The organism is Paraburkholderia sp. BR10141 (assembly GCF_056155635.1).
In genome coordinates, this window is record NZ_JBMIQH010000011.1 from 172,623 (window position 1) to 193,102 (window position 20,480).

Consider the following 20,480-nt stretch of genomic DNA (forward strand, 5'->3'; position numbering starts at 1 on the left):
CAGGCAGACGCCCACGGATAGATACATAGGAAGCCAAAATGAAATCGCAGTTTCGTCCTCTGATCGTGATCTTCGCCGTGCTGACGGTCATCACCGGCCTCGTGTATCCGGCCGTGATGACCGCGTTCGGCCAGGCCGCGTTCCATCACCAGGCCAACGGCAGTCTGGTCGAAGTCGACGGCAAGGTGGTGGGCAGCGCGCTCATCGGCCAGCAGTTCGACGCGCCCCAGTACTTCTGGGGCCGTCTGTCGGCCACCTCGCCGATGCCGTACAACCCGGCGGGCTCGGGCGCCTCGAACCTCGGGCCGACCAACCCGGCGCTCGCCGACGAGATCAAAGGCCGCATCGCCGCCCTCAAGGCCGCGGGCACCGATGTCTCGCAGCCCATTCCGGCCGACCTCGTGACGTCCTCGGGCAGCGGGCTCGATCCGGAGATCTCGCCGGCCGCGGCCGCCTACCAGGTGGCGCGCGTGGCGCAGGCGCGCCATATGAGTGCGAACGACGTGCAGGCGCTCGTGGACCGCTTTACGAGGGGCCGCCAGTTCGGCCTCTTTGGCGAGCCGCGTGTGAACGTGCTCGAACTCAACCTTGCGCTCGACGGCAAAGAGGTTAGCTGAGCGGGAACGTTGAGCCGCGCCGCACGCTCGACGCCTCGCGCGTCGCGCGTGCGGTTTGCCATTTCCGTGCCACGGTGAGACGATCATTCGTGCCACAGGTGCAACCTCCGTGAATTTCATCCCGACTTCCGCATGAACCGCCCCGATCCCGACGAACTGCTCGACCGGCTGCAGCGCGACGAAGAAAAACGCCGCCGCGGCAAGCTGAAGATTTTCTTCGGCGCGTCAGCTGGCGTCGGCAAGACCTATGCGATGCTGCAGGCCGCCCGCCGGCGCGCCGAGGAAGGCGTGGACGTGGTGGTCGGCATCGTCGAGACGCATGGGCGCAGCGAGACCGCCGCGCTCACCGCCGGCCTCGACGTGATGCCGCGTCAGCGTATCGCCTACCGCGGGCGGCTGCTGGAAGAGTTCGATCTCGACGCTGCGCTCGAACGCAAGCCGCAGCTCGTGCTCGTCGACGAGCTGGCGCATTCGAACGTGGCCGGCGCGCGCCACATGAAGCGCTGGCAAGACGTGTACGAACTGCTCGACGCGGGCATCGACGTCTACACGACCGTCAATGTGCAGCACCTCGAAAGTCTCAACGACGTGGTGGGGCAGATCACGGGCATTCGCGTCTGGGAGACGGTGCCCGACCGTGTGTTCGACCGCGCCGACGAAGTCACGCTCGTCGACCTGCCCGCCGAAGAACTGCTCGACCGCATGCGCGACGGCAAGGTGTACATGCCGGCGCAGGCCGAACGCGCGGTGCGCAACTTCTTTCGCAAGGGCAACCTGATCGCGCTGCGCGAGCTTGCGCTGCGCCGCACCGCCGATCGCGTGGACGCGCAGATGCGCGAGTATCGTGCCGATCGCTCGATCCAGCATGTGTGGCAGGCGCGCGAGCGCCTCGTCGTCTGCGTGGGACCGGGGCCCGAGGCGAACGCGCTGGTGCGCGCAGCCGCGCGACTCGCCGCGAGCCTGAAGGCCGACTGGATCGCCGTGTACGTGGAGACGCCGAAGCTCCAGCGTCTGCCCGACGCCGTACGCGAGCGCACGCTCGGCGCGCTCAAGCTCGCCTCCGAACTCGGCGCCGAAACGGCGACGCTCGCGGGCGAGGACGCCGCGACCACGCTGGTCGGCTACGCGCGGCTGCGCAATGTCTCGAAGCTCGTGGCGGGCGGGTCGCTGCGCACGGGCTTGTCACGCTGGGTGAAGCGCCCGTTCGGCGAGCGCCTTGCCGAAAAAGCCGGCGACGTCGATCTCACGCTCGTGCGCGCGAGCGCGGGCGAAGCCGTGCGTGGGGGCAGCGAGCCCGGGGGGGCGGCCAGCGCCGCGACGCGCGCCGCCAACGCCTGGCGCGATGCGCTTGCGGCGGGCGGCGCCGAGCGCTCGCCGCCGCGCGCCTACGGGGCCGCGCTCGTGATCTGCGCGTGCGTGACGCTCGTCGCGAACCAGCTGATCGACCGCATCGATCTCGCGAACCTCGTGATGCTGTATCTGCTCGGCGTGATCTTCGCGGCGACGAAGCTCGGGCGCGGACCGGGCGTGATGCTCTCGTTTGCAAGCGTCGCGGCGTACGACTTTTTCTTCGTGCCGCCGCGCATGTCGTTCTCGGTCTCCGATACGCAATATCTGCTGACCTTCGTCGGCATGCTGCTCACTTCGCTCGTCATCAGCCATCTCACGTCGAGCCTGCGCCGCGAGGCGAGCGTCGCGCAGCGGCGCGAACAGCGCACCGGCGCGATGTACGCGATGGCGCGCGAGCTGGCCGCGGCGCTGACCACGGAGCAGATCGTGGCGATCGGCAGCCGCCACGTGAGCGAGGTGTTCGGCGCGCGGGTGGCGCTGCTGCTGCCCGATAGCGCCGACAAGGTGCAGCAGAAGATCGAGGAGCCCGATCCGAAGATCATGCTCGACGCCGAAAACCTCGACATCGACGTGGGGCAGTGGGTGTACGACCAGCAAAAGCCCGCGGGCAACGGCACTGACACGCTGCCGGCGGCCGTCGCGCGCTACCTGCCGCTCAAGGCGCCGATGCGCACGCGCGGCGTGCTCGCCGTCGTGACGCGCGACGTGCGCGAGCTGCAGGTGCCCGAGCAGCAGCGCATGCTCGACGCGTTCGCCGCGCAAATCGCGCTCGCGCTCGAGCGCGTGCACTACGTGGACATCGCGCGCGACGCGCTCGTCAACATGGAATCGGAGCGCCTGCGCAACTCGCTGCTCTCGGCCATCTCGCACGACCTGCGCACGCCGCTCACGGCGATTGTCGGCTTCTCGTCGATGCTCGCGCAAACGCACGAGCCCGAGGATGCGCAAGACTCGCGCTCGGGCGAGCTGATCGAGGCGATTCACGACGAGGCGCTGCGCATGACGGGCATCGTCACGAACCTGCTCGACATGGCCCGGCTGCAGGCGGGCAGCCTCAATCTCAATCGTCAGTGGACGCTGCTCGAGGAAACCGTGGGCGCCGCGCTCGCCGCTTGCCGCCGCGTGCTTGCGCGGCATCCCGTGCAGGTGAGGCTGGAAGAAGGCTTGCCGCTGCTTCAGCTCGACGCCGTGCTGATGGAGCGGCTCTTCTCGAACCTGCTGGAGAACGCCGCCAAGTACACGCCCGCCGACACGCCGCTCACCATCGCGGCGCGGCGCGTGGAGGAGGGCGGCCAGCCGTTCGTGCGCGTCTCGATCGAGGACAACGGGCCGGGTCTGCCGCCCGGCATGGGCGAGCGCGTGTTCGAGAAGTTCACGCGCGGCGAGAAGGAGTCGGCCAAGCCCGGCATCGGGCTCGGACTCGCCATCTGCCGCGCGATCGTGGAGGCGCACGGGGGTACAATCGGCGCAGCCAATCGCGTTGCCGCCGACGGCCATGTGGAAGGCGCGACGTTCTGGTTCGCGCTGCCCGTGGAGTCGCCGCCGCCGCTGCCCGCCGATGTGACCGATGCGCCGGAGGCACACGAAGCGCTCGAGCCGCTCGAGCCCGCCGGCGATGCAGAACATGCGAGCGCCGCCGAACCTGTCAGAGGCGAATCCGTCGCACGGATGCCCGCCTCTCAAGAAAACGTCGATCCCAAACCCGCAAATGAGTGACCCGAGCATCGCCGTCGTTCTCATCGAAGACGAAAAACAGATTCGCCGATTCGTGCGCGCAACCCTGGAGGGCGAAGGCATCGTCGTGCACGACGCCGAGACCGGCAAGCAGGGCCTCGTCGAGGCCGCCACGCGCAAGCCCGACCTCGTGATCGTCGACCTGGGCCTGCCCGACACCGACGGCCTCGACGTGATCCGCGAACTGCGCGGCTGGAGCGATCTGCCCGTGATCGTTCTGTCGGCGCGCACCCAGGAAAGCGAGAAGGTGGCCGCGCTCGACGCCGGCGCCGACGACTACCTCACGAAGCCCTTCGGCGTGTCCGAACTGCTCGCGCGCATTCGCGCGCAGCTACGGCGGCGCAACCGAGGCGGGGCGAACGAGGTGCCGCAGGTGAGCTTCGGCGCCGTGAACGTCGATCTGGGCTTGCGCCAGGTCACGCGCGAAGGCGCGCCCGTGCATCTCACGCCGATCGAGTACCGCCTGCTCGCCACGCTCGTGCGCGATGCGGGGCGCGTGCTTACGCACCGGCAACTGCTGCGCGAGGTCTGGGGGCCGTCGCACGTGGAGAGCAGCCATTACCTGCGCATCTACATGGCGCATCTGCGGCAGAAATTGGAGCGCGATCCCGCGCAACCGGAGCACATCATCACGGAGACAGGCGTGGGGTATCGGCTGGTCGGCGTGCAGTAGGGCTGCACTGCGAGCCTGCACTGCGCCGGTGCTATCATTACAACTCTGTAAGGACGGCCTTACGGATTCTGACGTCATCGGGGACGGCCCCATTTTTTAAATGGAGCGTTCCCCATGTCCTGGTTTCTTCTTCTCGTCGCCGGCCTGCTCGAAGTGGCGTGGGCCGCCGGTCTCAAATCTTCCGAAGGATTCACGCGGTTCTGGCCCTCGGTGTTCACCGTGGTCACTGCCCTGGGCAGCTTCGTCCTGCTCGCCATGGCCATGCGTCAGCTGCCGCTCGGCACCGCCTACGCGGTGTGGACGGGCATTGGCGCGGTCGGCGCGTTCGTGTTCGGCATCCTCATGATGGGCGAGGCAGTGAGCGCCGCGCGCGTGGCAAGCGCCGCGCTGATCGTGCTCGGCCTCATCGGACTCAAGCTTTCTTCGGCCGCCTGATTAAATTCGCTGCGCATACCTCGATGCGGACCTGTGCCGCGGCCGCGCAACACCGCTGCGGCACCGCAGCGAGCGTGGCTATAATGGAACGGTCATAACCCGATAACCCTCCGCGCCGCATGAGCGGCGAGCGTGTGCGCACAGCGCCTGCTCTCCCGCTTTGCGCGTGGAGCGCCGGCGCCCCGGCCGCCCGCGCGAGGAGGCAAGCCATGCTGGAACCACTTTCGCTAGCAGCGGGCCTGTCCTGGGGCAGCGGCCTGCGTCTCTATCTCACGGTGCTGATGGCCGGCGTCTTGCAACGTCTTGGCCTGATCCATCTGCCCGACACGCTTGCCGCGCTCGCTTCGCCGTGGGTGATCGGCATCGCCGCCGCGCTCACGGTCCTCGAATTCCTCGCCGACAAGATTCCCGCGTTCGATTCGCTCTGGGACGCGGTGCATACCTTCATCCGTATTCCGGCCGGGGCCGTGCTCGCAGCCGGTGCGCTCGGCCATGCCGATCCGGCGCTGTTGACCGTCGCGGCGCTTGCGGGCGGCACGCTCGCGGGCACGGCGCATCTCGCCAAGGCGGGCACGCGCGCGTTGATCAATCTGTCGCCTGAGCCGGTGTCGAATGTCGTCACATCGAGCGCCGAAGACGGTATGACCTTCGTCGGCGTGCTGCTCGCGCTCTTCGTGCCTGTGCTCTTCCTCGTCATGCTCGTGGCGTTCCTCGTGCTCGCGGCCTGGGCGCTGCCGCGCCTGTGGCGCGGCGTGCAGGGCGGTTTTCGCGGCATGGCGACGCACATGGTTTCGCGGCTTTCGCTGCGAGGTCGTCACGATTGAGCGGCGGCGCGCCTTCTTCCTCCAACGCCAGATCTCCGCGCAGCGAAGGCGGCCCGGGCTTCGTGCAGGCTGAGCCGCCGGGCGCGGCTGGTGGCCCGGCCGGTCCTGGCGGCCCGCGTGCGCCGGTGGCCGTGCGCACCACACCAGGCTGGTCTGATCTCGTGCATCTTGCCGCGCGCATGACGGGGCGCGACTGGCGCGCGGGCGAACTCACCATGCTGCTGTTCGCGCTCGTGCTGGCCGTGGCGGCGCTCGCCAGCGTCGGTTTTCTCGCCGATCGACTGCAGCGTGGCCTCGAGCGCGATGCCCGGCGCATGATCGCCGCCGATTTCATCGTGCGCGCCGATCACCCCGTCGATCCCATGTTCGCGCGCGAGGCGCAGTCGCTGTCGCTGCGCACGGCGACCACGGCGATCTTCCCGAGCATGGTGAGTTCGGGGACGCCACAGGCCGCGGCAGCGGCGGGCGCTTCCGCCGCCCCGGTCGCCACGGCCACTCGTCTTGCTGCCGTCAAGGCCGTCTCGGCGGACTATCCGTTGCGCGGCGCGCTGCGCATCGCCGCGGCGCCGGGTGCACCCGATCACGCGGCGCAAGGCATTCCCCCGCCCGGCACCGTCTGGGTGGACGACGAACTGCTCGATGCGCTCAAACTCCATGTCGGCGACACGGTGAAGGTCGGCACACGCACCTTCACCGTGAATGCGCTCATCACGAAAGAACTCGACCGCGGCTTTTCGTTCGTGAACTTCTCGCCGCGGCTCATGATGCGCGCCGACGAAGTCGCGTCGACCGGACTGCTCGGCTATGGCAGCCGCGTGACCTACCGCCTGCTCGTGGCGGGCGCCGATCCGGCCGTCGCGCAGTTCGCGTCCTGGGCGCGTGCGCGCGTGGATGGCGGCAAGATGCGCGGCGTCGCGCTCGAATCGCTCCAGGACGGCCAGCCTCAGGTGCGCCAGACGCTCGACCGCGCGCGCCACTTCCTCACGCTGGTTTCGCTCCTGACAGCGCTGCTCGCGGCGGTGGCGATCGCCATGGCCGCGCATCGCTACACGCGCCGCCATCTCGACGCCTGCGCCGCGATGCGCTGCCTCGGCGCGAGCCAGCGCACGTTGCGCACGCTGTTCGTGCTGGAGTTCGCGGGGCTCGGACTCGTGGGCGGCGTAGCGGGCGTGGCGCTCGGCTACGCGGGTCATCTCGCGCTGCTGGCGTGGCTCGGTAATCTCATCGACGTCGTGCTGCCGCAGCCCGGGCCGTTGCCCGTGCTCGAAGGCATCGCCGCGGGCCTCGTGCTGCTGCTGGGCTTCGCGCTGCCGCCGCTCCTGCCGCTCACGCGCGTGCCGCCGGTGCGCGTGCTGCGCCGCGAGTGGGGCGACGAAGGACGCGCCGCGTGGGCGGCCTATGGCGTCGGCATTGCGCTGTTCGCGGGGCTGCTCGTGATCGCGGCGGGGGAGTTGAAGCTGGGCGGCATCGTCGCGGGCGGTTTCGCGATCGGGCTGCTCGTGTTCGCCGGCGTGGCGCGCGCGTCGCTCTGGTGCGCGGCGCGCGTGGCCCGCAGCGGACGCCTCTCCGGGCAGGCGCGCGCGGGCGTGGGTTGGCGCTATGCCCTGGCGTCGCTCGAACGGCGTCCGGGCGCTAGCGCGCTGCAGATCACGGCGCTCGCCATCGGCCTCATGTGCCTGTTGCTGATCGCGATGACGCGCAACGACCTCGTCGAAGGCTGGCGCAAGTCCACGCCGCCCGACGCGCCCAACGAATTCCTCATCGACATCCAGCCCGATCAGCGCGACGCCGTGGCCGCGTGGCTGCGCTCGCATGGCATTGCCGGGGCTGCCGGCAGCGATCTCCAGCCGATGGTGCGCGGGCGCCTCATCTCGATCAACGGCAAACCCGTGAATCCCGACTCGTACAAGAGCGAGGACGCGCGCCGGCTCGTCGATCGCGAGTTCAATCTCTCGTACACGACGAAGCTGCCCGACGACAATCGCATCGAGGCCGGCACCTGGTATGGCGACGCGGCCACGCCGCAGCTTTCGATCGAGCAGGGACTCGCGAAGCTCATCAACGTGAAGCCCGGCGACGTGCTCAAGTTCGACGTGACGGGCCTGGAAGTCACGGCGCCCGTGACGAGCGTGCGCAAACTCGACTGGGGCTCGTTCAAGGTCAACTTCTTCGTGCTGATGCCGCCCGAACTGCTGCGCGATTTTCCGGCGACGTACATCACGAGCTTTCACCTGCCGCCCGGGCAGCGCCAGGTCGTGGACGGTCTCGTGGCCCGCTATCCCAACGTCACCGCGATCGACATCGCGCCGATTCTCGCGCAGATCGAGCGTGTGCTGGAGCAGGTGATCGGCGCGGTGCAGTTCCTCTTTCTCTTCACGCTCGCCGCCGGCGTGCTGGTGCTCTACGCGGCGCTTGCGGGCACGCGCGACGAGCGCATGCGCGAGTCGGCGCTGCTGCGCGCGCTGGGGGCATCGCACCAGCAGGTGCGCGCGGTGCAGGTGGCCGAATTCGTTTCCGTGGGTGCGCTCGCGGGGCTCATGGCGGCAATCGGCGCGCAGGCGGTGGGCTCGGTGCTCGCCACGCACGTGTTTCTCTTCTATCTTCCGTTCGATCCGTGGCTCCTGCCTGCGGGCATCGCCGCAGGGGTGGTGTGCGCGGGCGTGGGCGGGTGGATCAGCTTGCGGCACGTGCTCGCGCGGCCGGCGCTGCAGTCGCTGCGCGACGCGTAGAGCAGCAACCCGCCGCCGCCCGCCACGCGCCGCTGTGCGAAAATCAACGATCTCCGGCAGTGCGCTGCCGTCCCTCTTTTTTCCCGATTCAACCGTATGACCGATCCAGCCGACGAAGCGCCGCAGAAACCCACGGCCTTCGAACTCGTCGGCGGCGAGGCGCGCGTGCGCGAGCTCGTCGACCGCTTCTATGACCTGATGGACCTCGAGGCCGATTTCGCGGGCATCCGCGCGATGCATCCGCAAACGCTCGACGGTTCGCGCGACAAGCTGTTCTGGTTTCTCTGCGGCTGGCTTGGCGGCCCGGACCACTACATCGAACGCTTCGGCCATCCGCGCCTGCGCGCGCGCCATTTGCCGTTCGCGATCGCCTCGTCCGAGCGCGACCAGTGGCTGCGCTGCATGGCCTGGGCGATGGAAGACGTGGGCCTGGCGGAACCGTTGCGCGAGCGCCTGCTGCACTCGTTCTTCGATACCGCCGACTGGATGCGCAATCATCCGGGCTGATTGACTGGGCCCGATTGTGCCGGTCCCTGCGCCGGTACAGTCAGGCGCTCACGCATCGCGGCCGTCCGGCGGGGCGTTTCGCCTCGCGGCCATAATGGCCCTTTGGCGGGCGTCCGGCTTTGAGCGGCTCGCCGTACGCAAAACAAGGAGACACCCACGATGACGACCACCCGCGCGCTCTTTCGCGAAGACGCCTATCTCACGCAGTGCGAAGCGACCGTGCTTGCCGTGGGCGAGGACGGCGTGCGACTCGACCAGACCGTGTTCTATCCGCTCGGCGGCGGCCAGGCCGGCGACGCCGGCGCGCTGGTGCTCGCCGACGGTACGCGCATCGAGATCGCCGACACGCGCAAGGCGAAGTTCGAAGGCGCGACGCCCGACGACGCGCTCCACGTTCCCGCGCCCGGCCAGGAGGCGCTGCTCGCGCGTCTCGGCGCGGGCGAGCGCGTGCGCGCCGAGATCGACTGGGCGCGCCGTCACCGGCACATGCGATTGCATACGGCGAGCCATCTGATGTGCGCGGTGCTGCCATATCCCGTGGACGGCTGCAGCATCACGACCGACTATGCGCGGCTCGATTTCGCGACCGTCGAGCCGATCGAGCGCGAGATGGTGGAGGCGCGGCTCGCCGAACTCGTGTCGGGCGCGCACGCGGTGGCGACCGAATGGATCACCGACGAGGAAATGGCGCAACGCCCCGAACTCGTGCGCACGATGAGCGTGAAGCCGCCGATGGGCCTGGGCCGTGTGCGGCTGTTGCGTATCGATAACGTCGATTTGCAGCCCTGCGGCGGCACGCATGTGCGCAATACGCAGGAAATCGGTGCGCTGCGGGTGGCGAAGCTCGAGAAGAAGAGCGCGCGCACGCGGCGTCTCGTGCTGGAACTGGCGTCATGACTCTCGACGCGCGTGCGCGCGAGGTGCTCGACTTCTGGTTCGGCGCGCCGGGTTCGGAGGAGTTCGGCCGCGAGCGCAAGATGTGGTTCCGCAAGAACGCCGCGTTCGACGCCAGGCTGCGCGAACGCTTCGGCGCGCTGCTCGACGCCGCGTGTGCAGGCGAGCTCGACGCATGGTGCGAGACGCCTGAAGGCGCGCTCGCGCTCGTGATCGTGCTCGACCAGTTCTCGCGCAACTGCCACCGCGGCACGCCGCGTGCATTCTCCGCGGACGACAAGGCGCTCGGCATCGCGCGCAGGATGGTGGCGAACGGCGCGGATCTGCGCCTGCCCACGCTGCAGCATCGCTCCTTCGCTTATCTACCGTTCGAACACGCCGAAAGCGCCGAAGCGCAGCACGAATCGCTGCGTCTGTTCGGCGAGCTGGCGAAGGATCCCGAGGGCAAGGGCTACTACGATTACGCGGTGCGCCACGCGCAGATCATCGAGCGCTTTGGGCGCTACCCGCATCGCAACGTGCAACTGGGCCGCGATTCCACCGACGAAGAAGCCGCTTTTTTGCGCGAGCGGGGTTCGTCGTTCTAGCAAAAGCCAGCGCGCGAGTTCAGCGTCCGCCGCTCACATCGAGCAGGGCGCCTGTGACATACGAGGCCGCGTCGCTGAGCAACCACGCGATCGTTTGTGCGACTTCGTCGGCGCTGCCGGGCCGGCCGAGCGGCGTTTGCGCGCCGAGCACGGCCGCGCGGTCGGGGCGTCCGCCGCTCGCGTGGATTTCGGTGTCGATGAGGCCTGGGCGCACCGCGTTCACGCGCACGCCCTGCGGGCCGAGTTCTTTGGCGAGCCCGATCGTCATCGTGTCGACCGCGCCTTTGGACGACGCATAGTCCACATATTCGTTGGGCGAGCCAAGCCGCGCGGCAGCCGAAGAAACATTGACGATCGAGCCGCCGTCGCCGCCGCGATCCTTCGACATGCGCCGCGCCGCTTCGCGTGCGCACAAAAACGCGCCGTACACGTTGACGTCGAACATGCGCTTCAGACGCTCGGCGCTCATGTCGGCGACCTGGCTGCCGGGCGCCACGATGCCCGCGTTGTTCACGAGCGCATCGATACGGCCATAGGCCGATTCGAGCGCGTCGAACATCGCGACGACGTCTGCCTCGCTCGCGACGTCGCCGCGCAGCACGCGCGCGTGGCCGCCCGCGCGGCCCACTTCGGCGGCGGTTTCGTCGGCGGCCGGTTCGTTGTGCAGATAGTTGACGCCCACGGTCCAGCCGTATGCGCCGAGCAGGCGCGCCGTCGCGCGGCCGATGCCGCGGCTCGCGCCGGTGATCAGGACAACCTTGCTCATCGCGATGTACTCGTCATGGAGGTAACTGCGCGTGGTGCCTGCGGATTGTCGGGCGAACGGCGCGATGCGGCCGGGTCAAACGTTCTCGCGCAAATCCGCCCACTTGTCCTTCGCGGGCGCGTGGTAACGCTTGAGCCTGGCGATCAGCGCCACGGGATCGCCGTCGGTTTGCAGCATGTCGCGGTAGGTCTGGCGCATGAAGCCTTCGCGCACCGTGTGATCGAGCAGCGCCATGAGCGGATCGTAAAAGCCGCCGATGTTCAGCACGCCCACCGGCTTGCGGTGATAGCCGAGCTGCGCCCACGTATAGACCTCGAACAGCTCTTCGAGCGTGCCCGCGCCGCCCGGCATCGCGACGAAGGCGTCGGAGAGGTCGGCCATCATCTTCTTGCGGTGGTGCATGTCGGGCACGACATGCAGCTCGGTGAGGCCCACATGGCCCACTTCCTTGTCCACCAGCAGCTTGGGGATCACGCCGATGGCGCGGCCGCCGCCCGCCATCACGGTGTCGGCGATCACGCCCATCAGGCCGACCTTGCCGCCGCCATAGACGAGCGCGAGGTTCGAGGCGACGAGCGCGCGGCCGAATGCCTGTGCGGCTTCGGTGTACACCGGATTGGCTCCGGGCGAGGAGCCGCAATATACGCAGACTGCTTTCATTCGGCTTTTGCCTTTATTCGCGGTTGTCCTTGGCGGCGCCCGCGCCTTCGCGCGGCGGCAGGTAGTCGTAGAACTCGCGTTTGGCGAGCTTGCCCGAGACGAGATCGTCGAACAGCTCGCGCGCGCGGCCGCGCAGATACGGTGCCATCAGCGAGACGATCTGCACGCTGACCTGGTGCAGCTCGTCGCGAATCGCTTCCTGGTCGTTGTACTTGCGCGGATTCATCACGAACTGGTACGAGAGCCAGTAGGTGGCGATCACACCGATATTGGTCGAGATCACGTCGATCTCGGCGGGCGTGGCGACCATGTCGCCGTCTTCCACGAGCTGCTCGCAGAACTGCTTCGCGAAGTGCACCTTGTGGCTGATGATCTGCTTGAAGTGCATCTCCAGCGTGCGGTTGCGCGCGAGCAGGTCGTTCAGGTCGCGATAGAGAAAGCGGTAGCGCCACGTGAAGTCGACCATGTACTGCAGGTACGCCCACATCTCGTCGATGGTGGCGCGATGGTCTTCGGGGAAGCGCAGACGCTTTTCGATCTCCTGCTCGAACTGGCTGAAGATGCTGTTGATGATGTCGTCTTTGTTGCGGAAGTGGTAGTACAGGTTGCCTGGACTGATCTCCATTTCCTCGGCGATGGTCGTCGTGGTGACGTTCGGCTCGCCTATCTCGTTGAACAGCTTCAGCGACAGCTCGAGAATCCGTTCGCGTGTACGGCGGGGAGGTTTGGCATCCATGTCGTCCGGCCCTGAAAATGCAGTGCCGGGCTCAGGCGCCCGCTCGTATGTTGCGGTGCGCGCGGCCCGGACGCGGTTGGTCGTTATAAGACTGTCGTTCGATTATAAACCGACGGCCCGCGCGCACCGACAGCTTGCGCCTGTCAGATGCCGGGGAGCGTGGCGAGGCCCCCGCGGACTGGGGGCATGGGGCGCTAGAGTACGCCGATTCCGTGCAGCAGCAGCGGGCCGAAACGGGGTACGAGAATCAGCCCCCAGGTCAGGACGCAGAGCAGCAAGGCGAGCGTCACCGCTGCGCTGCCCAGGTCCTTGGCGCGGCCCGAGAGCTCGTTGCGCTCGAGGCCGATGCGGTCCACCGCGTTCTCGATGCTCGAATTGAGCAGTTCGACGATCAGCACGAGGATCACCGAGCCGAGCAGCAGCACGCGCTCGACGGGCTCGACCGGAATGAACACGCCGATCGGCACGAGGATGGCCGCGAGCGTGAGCTCCTGGCGAAACGCGCTTTCCTCGCGGATGGCGGCGCGAAAGCCCTTGATCGAGTACTTGAGCGCTTTCCAGGCGCGGGTGATGCCGCGGTTGCCCTTGTAGGGGTTGAAGGGCAGCGGGGCGAGCGGATCGTCGGGGCCGAGCGGTTCGTGCAGATGCGGCGGCTCGGGCGGTTCCGGTGCGGCCGCGCGTGGCGCAGCGGGCCCGGTGGGCTTGGCTGGCTCGCTTGCCGATGCCGGTGCGGCTGGCGGCGCAACGCCAGATGCGGCAGCGGCGGAAGCGGCGGAAGCGCTCGCGCGCGGATCGAGCGCTTCGGCGGCGCGTGCGGCGCGCGTAGAGCCGCCGGCACGCTGGCTGGCTGGCGCATTGGAACTGCGTGCGCCCTGGGCGCTATGCGGCGGTAACGGAGGACGTGGCGTCATGGTGGTGCCAGGTAGTACCCCAGTATCGCACGCGTGCGACGCGGTTGCGCCGGGGCCGTCCGTGTCCCCGGCGCGCTCGCGGACAATCGAAGCGCGCACCATAGCCGGCCCCGCGCTCAGGCTGCGGCGCTGGAGGGCTCCATCGTCGCGCGCGAGCGCGGCTTCAGATGCGCCGCGAACTGCTCGGAGGCGGCGCGCCACGAGAAGCGCTCGGCCCAGGCGCGCGCCTCGGCGCGGTCGATCTTCAACGCTTCGAGGCACGCTTCGCGCAGGTCTTCGTTCATCGAACCCGCGCCGCCCGTGCCCAGCACGTCGATCGGGCCTGTCACCGGGTAGGCGGCCACGGGCGTACCGCATGCGAGCGCTTCGAGCAGCACGAGACCGAAGGTGTCGGTGCGGCTCGGGAACACGAAGACGTCGGCGGCCGCGTAGACCTTCGCAAGCTCGGGCTGGCTCAGGACACCCAGGTAATTCGCCTGGGGATAGCGCGACTTCAGTTCGGCGAGCGCCGGGCCTTCGCCGCACACCCATTTCGAGCCGGGCAGATCGAGCTTGAGAAACGCCTCGACGTTCTTCTCCACGGCCACGCGGCCCACATACAGGAAGATGGGGCGCGCCGTGTTCAGCACCTTGGATTCCATCGGCCGGAAGATGTCGAGGTCCACGCCGCGCGTCCACAGCACGACGTTCGTGAAGCCGAACTTCTCGAGGTCGGTCTTCACGACGGGCGTGGGCGCCATCACCGCGAGCGAAGGCTTGTGGAACCAGCGCAGGAAGCGGTACGTCGCCGAGAGCGGAATGCCGAAGCGCGCCTGCACGTACTCGGGAAAGCGCGTGTGATAAGCGGTCGTGAACGGCAGGTCGTGGTCGATCGCGTAGCGGCGCGCGGCGAGTCCGAGCGGACCTTCGGTCGCGATGTGGATTGCATCGGGCCCGAATGCGCTGATGCGTTCGTGCAGATGCCGCTTCGGAAACAGCGAGAGCTTGATTTCCGGGTAGGTGGGGCACGGTATCGTGCGGAACTCCAGCGGCGTAAGCAGTTCGACCTGATGGCCGAGCGCGATGAGTTCGCGCGTCGTGTTCTTCAGGGTTCGAACTACGCCGTTGACCTGCGGCTCCCATGCATCGGTCACGATCATTACTTTCATCGGTCGTCGGCCCTCTCGTCGTTCGGTAGTGCGGTTATGGCTGCTGCGTAACGGTATCAGTCGATACTCAGGCGGCGCTCACACGCGCCTTGCGCGTGGAGACCTGCGCTTCCGGCGCGCGTTTCACGGTCCAGTAGACGATGCGCAACTCGCCCTCGAACGTCTCGACGAGCGCGGACAGGCTCTCCACCCAGTCGCCGTCGTTGCAGTACAGGATGCCGTCGATGTCGCGGATCTCGGCCTTGTGGATGTGGCCGCAGACCACGCCGTCGCAGCCGCGGCGGCGCGCTTCGTCGGTCATCACGCGCTCGAACGAGGAGATGAAGTTCACCGCGTTCTTGACCTGATGCTTGAGGTACTGCGAGAGCGACCAGTACTGGAAGCCGAGCTTCGCGCGCACGCGGTTGAACCAGCGGTTGAGCAGGAGGATCAGCGTGTAGGCCGAGTCGCCGAGATAGGCGAGCCACTTGGCGTGCTGGATCACGCCGTCGAAGAGATCGCCGTGCACGACCCACAGGCGCTTGCCGGTGAGCGTCGTGTGAAAGGCTTCCTCGCGCACGTGGATGTCACCGAACGCGAGATTGCAGAACTGGCGCGCGCTCTCGTCGTGGTTGCCCGGGATGTAGATGACCTGGGTGCCCTTGCGCGCCTTGCGCAGCACCTTTTGCACGACGTCGTTGTGCGCCTGGGGCCAGTACCAGCCCTTCTTCAACTGCCAGCCGTCGATGATGTCGCCCACGAGGTACAGATACTCCGACTCGTTGTGGCGCAGAAAGTCGAGCAGATACGACGCCTGACAGCCGCCCGTGCCGAGATGGATATCGGAGAGCCAGATCGTGCGGTAGCGGGTGGGATCGGGATGGTCGTCGTCGTGGGGGCCGGAGGCGGGGGCGTCGTCGATCGACGAGGGCGGCAGGGGCGGGACGGGAAAGGTGGCTCCGCCGGGAGATGGGTGGAACGTGGCGGAGTCGGTGCCTCGTCCGGTGGTCTGCCGGAACAGGGTGGTCGCTGACGTCTTTTGGGCCATGGCGCGCGCGGCAGGTTGTAATACGCGCATTGCGCCATGCCGCCGTGACGGCAACATGACAGTCACGAGAAGGTCTCGTTACGCAGTCCCAGGGGTCCCGTGCAGCCGCTTTTCCGGCGCGATAGGGGATGTCGTGCGCCGGCTACGCCTTCGCGCCTTGTGGCGCGATTGCGACAATGCGCGTGCCCGCAATGCGGTCGTGAAGGAACTGGCGGTCGTGGGAGAAGCGGGCGCTCGCGGCCCAGATCACGAACCAGCAGGCAACGAGCGCAAGCGTGTGCGGAATCGAAAGATCGAGCAGCGGATGCAGCACAAGCGGCGGCAGGAACCAGAGCCAGGCGGCGAGATAGCGCAGCGTCGCTCGCGCGAGCGCGGGCGGCTTGCCGTCGGGGCCGACCACACGCAAACGCCAGGTCTTCATCGGCAGCGTCTGCCCGCCCTTGTGCCAGAAGCCGACGAAGTACGTGCCGGCCACGAAGATGATCCAGACTGCCATCGCGTTGTGATGCGTGTAGCCATTGCGCTGCTGCAGGACGAGGCTGAACGCGAGTCCCGCGGCGAAGACGACGCCGAACAGCAGCACGCTTTCGTAGACGAACGCGGCGAGGCGGCGACGAATCGAAACGGGCGCAGGTTCAACCGCGAAGACGGCGGCGGGCGGCAGGGCGGCGGCTTGGGCGCTTTCGGACACGATGGCGTCAGTTCGGGGACGGGACGTCCAAAGCATAACCTCGAAAACGCGCGCGGCGAAACGACCGCAACGCCGCGGCGGGGTTAACGAGGGTGCGAAGGGTGCGCGCGAGGGCGCCGCGAGCACCGGGTTGAGGCTTCAGGAGCCCTTGAACGCCGCGGGTGCTTCGGCGGGCGAGACAGGGATGGGCGTGGCGGGGACGAAGCTCCCGGCGGCGGGAATGCCCGACGCAAACGACGAAGCCACCGCCGGCTCGCCCGGCGCGCCGGGCGCTGTGGGCGCGAGACCCGAACCCGTGCTGCTCGCGCCAGCCGCGCCCGATGCCCCGGTGACGCCTGCGGGCGCGTGCGGCAGGCCGCGGTGATCACGCTCGTTGACGAGGCGCTGGATATCGCGGATCTCGCTCTTGTTGCCGCTGGGCGGGGCGCTCACGACGGTGGGCCGGCGCTTGTGCTCGCTCGCGGCAAGGCGTTCTTTCTGCTCTTCAGGCAGTTGCTGGTAAGCCTTCCAGGCGCGCTGGCGCGCCTGCGCCGGCAGTTCCTTGGAAACCTGGTAGTTTTCGCGCGCCACACGCCGTTGCTCAGGCGTCATGCCGACCCATTCCGCCATGCGCTCATGCAAGCGCTTCTGGGCGTCGGGCGACATTTTCGGGTAACGGGCGGCGATCTTTAGCCATTTGCGCTTGCGCTCGTCGCTGAAGCGGTCCCATTCGACGGCGAACGGCGCGAGCGCCGTGTGCTGCGCATCGCTCAGATGCGCCCACGCGAGCGGATTGGACTGGCCGGGCAGCGGCGCAAAGGTGGTCGTGATCGAATTATCGACCGGAGGCGCTTTCGCCTGCGCGGGCGCGCCAGCGGTGTTTTCGCCGGTGGGCTCGGGATGAAAGCGCGGGTAGGTCGCCACATACGACACCACTGCCGCGACCAGACATCCAATGACAACGGCCAGGCCGCGCTTGTAACTCACCCCGTCAGTCTCCCGCTCAGAGTCCTTAGTGCGCGCGCGTCAGATACGCGTTGAACCCGTGATCGAGGTAGGCCGTGAGCGGCAGGTCGTCGCTCAGCATGGCCGCGTCGATATCGGCGAGTTCAGCGGTGCGTTGCTGATCTTCGAAGTACGCGATGGCAAAGAGGCCCGCCACGAGTGCCGCGAGCGGCCAGGCGAGCGCGAAGCGCGCGAGCGCGGAACGGCGCCGCGCGGGCCGGGGCATGGGCGCGCCGGACAGACCGCCGACGCCCGCCGCGGCGAGCGCCGGGGCGCGTACGAGCACGACCTCGGCCTTTTTCTGGGCGAGTGCGGTCTTGCGTGCGGCGGCGAGTCGGGCGGTGGTGGCAGCGGGCAGGTTGGCGGCGCTCTCGTCGAGCGCACGACGCATTTCCCGCACGAACGCCAGTTCTTTATTTTCGAGGGCGGAGCTCATAGGGTGATTCCTTTGGCCTTGAGCGCTTGAGCCAGCGTGTGGGTTGCCCGCGAGCAGTGCGTTTTCACGCTGCCTTCGGAGCAGCCCATTGCGGCGGCAGTCTCGGCGACATCCATATCCTCCCAGTAACGCATCAGAAACGCCTCCCGTTGACGTGCCGGTAATTTCTGGATTTCGTCGTCGATCATCTGGAGCACCTGCGCGCGCTCGATCTGCTGCTCGCTGCTCTCGGCGCCAGCCGTACCCTGCTCGGCCTCGAAGGTCTCGAGGGGGTCGAATTCCTCGTCGTCGGCGTTGCCGAGCGACGAAAACAGGCTCACCCACGTATTGCGTACTTTCTGCCGACGAAAATAGTCGTGCATCGTATTTTGCAAAATACGCTGAAAGAGCAGGGGGAGTTCTGCGGCCGGGCGGTCTCCGTATTTTTCCGCGAGCTTGATCATCGCGTCCTGCACGATGTCGAGCGAGGCGTCGTCGTCCCTTACGGCGTAGACCGTCTGCTTGAACGCGCGTCTTTCGACGCCCGCCAGAAAGTCGGCGAGTTCCTTGTCTGATGCCATCCGTTGCAGGGCGCCGCCGCCAGCGTACGCGTAATCGTTCGAAAAATGTCGTAAAACTCGCGGATCGTAGCAAATTTTCGCGCCAACAGGCTAGCGGAAGGCCATGAGAATGCTTCGCATCATGGATGCGCCGGCCGTGATGCCTGTCCTGTCGGCCCTTGGCCGGCGCCGCGAGGCGTGCGCGCTGTCGCAACGTTCGTGCCCGGCTTCTCAATAATTGCTTGACCGAAAGGCACCGAGCCGCTATCTTCGACGGTTCGCAACATAAGTGACTAGTCTCAATTCGGATGTGGCCCAAGAAGCTCATCTGTCAACTGGACGCGCCGCTTGAACCCGAGCCACAAGCCCGGCAGAGAGCACCCGATCAATTTTTTGCCGAAAATTCGAAAGGTCAATGATGAACATGCCCAGCGCGGAATTCTCCACGTCGGTCCCCCCTTCGCAAGAATCTGACCCTCAAGCGCATACGTCCATCGGCGGAACCGTGCTGATGAAGGCGCTCGCAGACGAGCAGGTCGAATTCATCTGGGGCTATCCCGGCGGCTCGGTACTCTACATTTACGACGAGCTGTACAAGCAGGACAAGATTCAGCACGTTCTCGTGCGCCACGAACAGGCAGCCGTGCACGCGGCCGACGCCTATGCGCGTTCGACCGGCAACGTCGGCGTGTGTCTCGTGACCTCGGGGCCTGGCGTCACCAATGCGGTGACGGGCATCGCGACGGCCTACATGGACTCGATCCCGATGGTGATCATCAGCGGCCAGGTGCCTACCGCCGCGATTGGTCAAGACGCCTTCCAGGAGTGCGACACGGTCGGCATCACGCGTCCCTGCGTGAAGCACAACTTCCTCGTGAAGGACGTGCGCGATCTCGCCGCCACCGTCAAAAAAGCTTTCTACATTGCGCGCACCGGCCGTCCCGGCCCTGTGCTGATCGACATTCCGAAGGATGTGTCGAAGACGCCGTGCACGTATGAACCGATCAAAAACGTCACGCTGCGTTCGTACAACCCCGTCACCAAGGGCCACTCGGGGCAGATCCGCAAGGCGGTGTCGCTGCTGCTCTCGGCAAAGCGTCCGTACATTTATACCGGCGGCGGCATTATCCTCGCGGATGCGTCGCGCGAACTGAACCAGTTCGCCGATTTGCTCGGCTACCCGGTCACGAACACGCTGATGGGTCTGGGCGGCTACCGCGCGAGCGACCGCAAGTTCCTCGGCATGCTCGGCATGCACGGCACCTACGAAGCCAACATGGCGATGCAGCACTGCGACGTGCTGATCGCGATCGGTGCGCGCTTCGACGACCGTGTGATCGGCGACCCGGCGCACTTTGCCTCGCGTCCGCGCAAGATCATCCACATCGACATCGATCCGTCGTCCATCTCGAAGCGCGTGAAGGTCGATATCCCCATCGTCGGCGACGTGAAGGAAGTGCTCAAGGAGCTCATCGAGCAGCTTCAGCACGCCGATCACGGCCCGGATACGGCCGCGCTCGCCGACTGGTGGAAGGACATCGAAGGCTGGCGCGAGAAGAACTGCCTGAAGTTCGACCGTTCGAGCGAGATCATCAAGCCGCAGTACGTGGTGGAGAAGGCGTGGGAGCTCACGGGCGGCAACGCGTTCGTGTGCTCGGACGTGGGCCAGCACCAGATGTGGGCCGCGCAGTTCTACCGCTTCAACCAGCCGCGCCGCTGGATCAACTCCGGCGGCCTCGGCACCATGGGCTTCGGCCTGCCGGCGGCGATGGGCGTGAAGATGGCGCACCCGGACGACGACGTGCTGTGCATCACGGGCGAAGGCTCGATCCAGATGTGTATTCAGGAGCTGTCGACCTGCAAGCAGTACGACACGCCCGTGAAGATCATTTCGCTGAACAACCGCTACCTCGGCATGGTCCGCCAGTGGCAGCAGATCGAATACAGCAAGCGCTATTCGCATTCCTATATGGATGCGCTGCCCGACTTCGTGAAGCTCGCCGAAGCGTACGGCCACGTCGGCATGCGGATCGAAAAGACCGCGGACGTCGAGCCGGCGCTCAAGGAAGCGCTGCGTTTGAAGGACCGCACGGTGTTCCTCGATTTCCAGACCGACCCTTCCGAAAACGTCTGGCCGATGGTACAGGCCGGCAAGGGCATCACCGAAATGCTGCTCGGCTCGGAAGACCTGTAACGGTATTTGCACGGCGCCGTTTCGAGCTCGCGCGGCGC

The 20,480-nt window shown here is 67.2% G+C and carries 20 protein-coding genes; 10 read left to right on the forward strand and 10 right to left on the reverse strand.

Going from position 1 to position 20,480, the window contains the following annotated elements; all coding sequences use genetic code 11:
- The first annotated feature begins 38 nt into the window (after nucleotides 1-38).
- The 9 genes from kdpC to ACOJB8_RS17725 all read left to right on the forward strand — a co-directional run bounded on the left by kdpC (nucleotide 39) and on the right by ACOJB8_RS17725 (nucleotide 10,350).
- Nucleotides 39-617 (forward strand): potassium-transporting ATPase subunit KdpC, encoded by a 579-nt coding sequence (gene kdpC, locus ACOJB8_RS17685; protein WP_368728946.1) that lies wholly within the window; start codon nucleotides 39-41, stop codon nucleotides 615-617.
- Between the two features lie 132 nt (nucleotides 618-749).
- Nucleotides 750-3,683, forward strand: a complete 2,934-nt coding sequence (locus ACOJB8_RS17690; RefSeq protein WP_342947946.1) for a sensor histidine kinase KdpD — start codon at nucleotides 750-752, stop codon at nucleotides 3,681-3,683.
- Nucleotides 3,676-4,374, forward strand: coding sequence for a two-component system response regulator KdpE (kdpE, locus tag ACOJB8_RS17695; RefSeq protein WP_069265302.1), 699 nt, complete (start codon nucleotides 3,676-3,678; stop codon nucleotides 4,372-4,374). The genes ACOJB8_RS17690 and kdpE overlap by 8 nt, the downstream gene beginning before the upstream one ends.
- Before the next feature lie 114 nt (nucleotides 4,375-4,488).
- Complete coding sequence (sugE, locus tag ACOJB8_RS17700; protein ID WP_342947947.1) at nucleotides 4,489-4,809, forward strand: quaternary ammonium compound efflux SMR transporter SugE; 321 nt, start codon at nucleotides 4,489-4,491, stop codon at nucleotides 4,807-4,809.
- A 209-nt stretch (nucleotides 4,810-5,018) separates the two neighbouring features.
- Nucleotides 5,019-5,633 (forward strand): DUF4126 domain-containing protein, encoded by a 615-nt coding sequence (locus ACOJB8_RS17705; protein WP_069265300.1) that lies wholly within the window; start codon nucleotides 5,019-5,021, stop codon nucleotides 5,631-5,633.
- 179 nt (nucleotides 5,634-5,812) lie between these two features.
- A complete protein-coding gene (locus tag ACOJB8_RS17710) occupies nucleotides 5,813-8,362 on the forward strand; it encodes an ABC transporter permease (RefSeq protein ID WP_342947993.1) in 2,550 nt (849 codons plus the stop codon).
- A gap of 96 nt (nucleotides 8,363-8,458) precedes the next feature.
- Nucleotides 8,459-8,869 (forward strand): group II truncated hemoglobin, encoded by a 411-nt coding sequence (locus ACOJB8_RS17715; protein WP_069265299.1) that lies wholly within the window; start codon nucleotides 8,459-8,461, stop codon nucleotides 8,867-8,869.
- A 159-nt stretch (nucleotides 8,870-9,028) separates the two neighbouring features.
- Complete coding sequence (locus tag ACOJB8_RS17720) at nucleotides 9,029-9,766, forward strand: alanyl-tRNA editing protein (RefSeq protein WP_342947948.1); 738 nt, start codon at nucleotides 9,029-9,031, stop codon at nucleotides 9,764-9,766.
- A complete protein-coding gene (locus ACOJB8_RS17725) occupies nucleotides 9,763-10,350 on the forward strand; it encodes a DUF924 family protein (RefSeq protein ID WP_342947949.1) in 588 nt (195 codons plus the stop codon). The genes ACOJB8_RS17720 and ACOJB8_RS17725 overlap by 4 nt, the downstream gene beginning before the upstream one ends.
- Nucleotides 10,351-10,369: 19 nt before the next feature.
- On the opposite strand, the gene ACOJB8_RS17730 is transcribed toward ACOJB8_RS17725, so the two are convergent.
- From ACOJB8_RS17730 to ACOJB8_RS17775, 10 genes are all read right to left on the reverse strand, one after another.
- On the reverse strand, nucleotides 10,370-11,116 hold the full coding sequence (locus ACOJB8_RS17730) for an SDR family oxidoreductase (protein WP_342947950.1): 747 nt from the start codon (nucleotides 11,114-11,116) through the stop codon (nucleotides 10,370-10,372).
- Between the two features lie 75 nt (nucleotides 11,117-11,191).
- Complete coding sequence (locus tag ACOJB8_RS17735) at nucleotides 11,192-11,776, reverse strand: LOG family protein (RefSeq protein WP_342947951.1); 585 nt, start codon at nucleotides 11,774-11,776, stop codon at nucleotides 11,192-11,194.
- A gap of 13 nt (nucleotides 11,777-11,789) precedes the next feature.
- The gene (locus ACOJB8_RS17740) at nucleotides 11,790-12,512 is read right to left on the reverse strand and encodes a TetR/AcrR family transcriptional regulator (protein WP_069265294.1); all 723 of its coding nucleotides are present in this window, start codon (nucleotides 12,510-12,512) and stop codon (nucleotides 11,790-11,792) included.
- A 194-nt stretch (nucleotides 12,513-12,706) separates the two neighbouring features.
- Nucleotides 12,707-13,423 carry a diacylglycerol kinase gene (locus ACOJB8_RS17745; protein WP_342947952.1) on the reverse strand — a complete coding sequence of 239 codons (717 nt, stop codon included), beginning with the start codon at nucleotides 13,421-13,423 and terminating at the stop codon, nucleotides 12,707-12,709.
- A 116-nt stretch (nucleotides 13,424-13,539) separates the two neighbouring features.
- Nucleotides 13,540-14,571 carry a glycosyltransferase family 4 protein gene (locus ACOJB8_RS17750; RefSeq protein ID WP_069265293.1) on the reverse strand — a complete coding sequence of 344 codons (1,032 nt, stop codon included), beginning with the start codon at nucleotides 14,569-14,571 and terminating at the stop codon, nucleotides 13,540-13,542.
- Between the two features lie 67 nt (nucleotides 14,572-14,638).
- On the reverse strand, nucleotides 14,639-15,598 hold the full coding sequence (locus ACOJB8_RS17755) for a UDP-2,3-diacylglucosamine diphosphatase (protein ID WP_342947953.1): 960 nt from the start codon (nucleotides 15,596-15,598) through the stop codon (nucleotides 14,639-14,641).
- A gap of 142 nt (nucleotides 15,599-15,740) precedes the next feature.
- On the reverse strand, nucleotides 15,741-16,325 hold the full coding sequence (locus ACOJB8_RS17760; RefSeq protein ID WP_410860961.1) for an RDD family protein: 585 nt from the start codon (nucleotides 16,323-16,325) through the stop codon (nucleotides 15,741-15,743).
- 102 nt (nucleotides 16,326-16,427) lie between these two features.
- Nucleotides 16,428-17,255 carry a DUF3106 domain-containing protein gene (locus ACOJB8_RS17765; protein WP_069265290.1) on the reverse strand — a complete coding sequence of 276 codons (828 nt, stop codon included), beginning with the start codon at nucleotides 17,253-17,255 and terminating at the stop codon, nucleotides 16,428-16,430.
- Between the two features lie 25 nt (nucleotides 17,256-17,280).
- Nucleotides 17,281-17,709: a DUF3619 family protein gene (locus ACOJB8_RS17770; RefSeq protein WP_069265289.1), complete on the reverse strand. Its 429-nt coding sequence runs from the start codon at nucleotides 17,707-17,709 to the stop codon at nucleotides 17,281-17,283.
- Nucleotides 17,706-18,269: an RNA polymerase sigma factor gene (locus ACOJB8_RS17775; RefSeq protein ID WP_069265288.1), complete on the reverse strand. Its 564-nt coding sequence runs from the start codon at nucleotides 18,267-18,269 to the stop codon at nucleotides 17,706-17,708. The genes ACOJB8_RS17770 and ACOJB8_RS17775 overlap by 4 nt, the downstream gene beginning before the upstream one ends.
- A 397-nt stretch (nucleotides 18,270-18,666) precedes the next feature.
- Here ACOJB8_RS17775 and ACOJB8_RS17780 point away from each other — a divergent pair, with 397 nt between their 5' ends.
- The gene (locus ACOJB8_RS17780; RefSeq protein WP_069265490.1) at nucleotides 18,667-20,442 is read left to right on the forward strand and encodes an acetolactate synthase 3 catalytic subunit; all 1,776 of its coding nucleotides are present in this window, start codon (nucleotides 18,667-18,669) and stop codon (nucleotides 20,440-20,442) included.
- Nucleotides 20,443-20,480 lie beyond the last annotated feature (38 nt).

Coding starts and splice junctions, on each gene's coding strand:
- kdpC (WP_368728946.1), top strand. CDS start 39: ATGAAATCGCAGTTTCGTCCTCTGATCGTGATCTTCGCCGTGCTGACG.
- ACOJB8_RS17690 (WP_342947946.1), top strand. CDS start 750: ATGAACCGCCCCGATCCCGACGAACTGCTCGACCGGCTGCAGCGCGAC.
- kdpE (WP_069265302.1), top strand. CDS start 3,676: ATGAGTGACCCGAGCATCGCCGTCGTTCTCATCGAAGACGAAAAACAG.
- sugE (WP_342947947.1), top strand. CDS start 4,489: ATGTCCTGGTTTCTTCTTCTCGTCGCCGGCCTGCTCGAAGTGGCGTGG.
- ACOJB8_RS17705 (WP_069265300.1), top strand. CDS start 5,019: ATGCTGGAACCACTTTCGCTAGCAGCGGGCCTGTCCTGGGGCAGCGGC.
- ACOJB8_RS17710 (WP_342947993.1), top strand. CDS start 5,813: ATGACGGGGCGCGACTGGCGCGCGGGCGAACTCACCATGCTGCTGTTC.
- ACOJB8_RS17715 (WP_069265299.1), top strand. CDS start 8,459: ATGACCGATCCAGCCGACGAAGCGCCGCAGAAACCCACGGCCTTCGAA.
- ACOJB8_RS17720 (WP_342947948.1), top strand. CDS start 9,029: ATGACGACCACCCGCGCGCTCTTTCGCGAAGACGCCTATCTCACGCAG.
- ACOJB8_RS17725 (WP_342947949.1), top strand. CDS start 9,763: ATGACTCTCGACGCGCGTGCGCGCGAGGTGCTCGACTTCTGGTTCGGC.
- ACOJB8_RS17730 (WP_342947950.1), bottom strand. CDS start 11,116: ATGAGCAAGGTTGTCCTGATCACCGGCGCGAGCCGCGGCATCGGCCGC.
- ACOJB8_RS17735 (WP_342947951.1), bottom strand. CDS start 11,776: ATGAAAGCAGTCTGCGTATATTGCGGCTCCTCGCCCGGAGCCAATCCG.
- ACOJB8_RS17740 (WP_069265294.1), bottom strand. CDS start 12,512: ATGGATGCCAAACCTCCCCGCCGTACACGCGAACGGATTCTCGAGCTG.
- ACOJB8_RS17745 (WP_342947952.1), bottom strand. CDS start 13,423: ATGACGCCACGTCCTCCGTTACCGCCGCATAGCGCCCAGGGCGCACGC.
- ACOJB8_RS17750 (WP_069265293.1), bottom strand. CDS start 14,571: ATGAAAGTAATGATCGTGACCGATGCATGGGAGCCGCAGGTCAACGGC.
- ACOJB8_RS17755 (WP_342947953.1), bottom strand. CDS start 15,598: ATGGCCCAAAAGACGTCAGCGACCACCCTGTTCCGGCAGACCACCGGA.
- ACOJB8_RS17760 (WP_410860961.1), bottom strand. CDS start 16,325: ATGCTTTGGACGTCCCGTCCCCGAACTGACGCCATCGTGTCCGAAAGC.
- ACOJB8_RS17770 (WP_069265289.1), bottom strand. CDS start 17,709: ATGAGCTCCGCCCTCGAAAATAAAGAACTGGCGTTCGTGCGGGAAATG.
- ACOJB8_RS17775 (WP_069265288.1), bottom strand. CDS start 18,269: ATGGCATCAGACAAGGAACTCGCCGACTTTCTGGCGGGCGTCGAAAGA.
- ACOJB8_RS17780 (WP_069265490.1), top strand. CDS start 18,667: ATGAACATGCCCAGCGCGGAATTCTCCACGTCGGTCCCCCCTTCGCAA.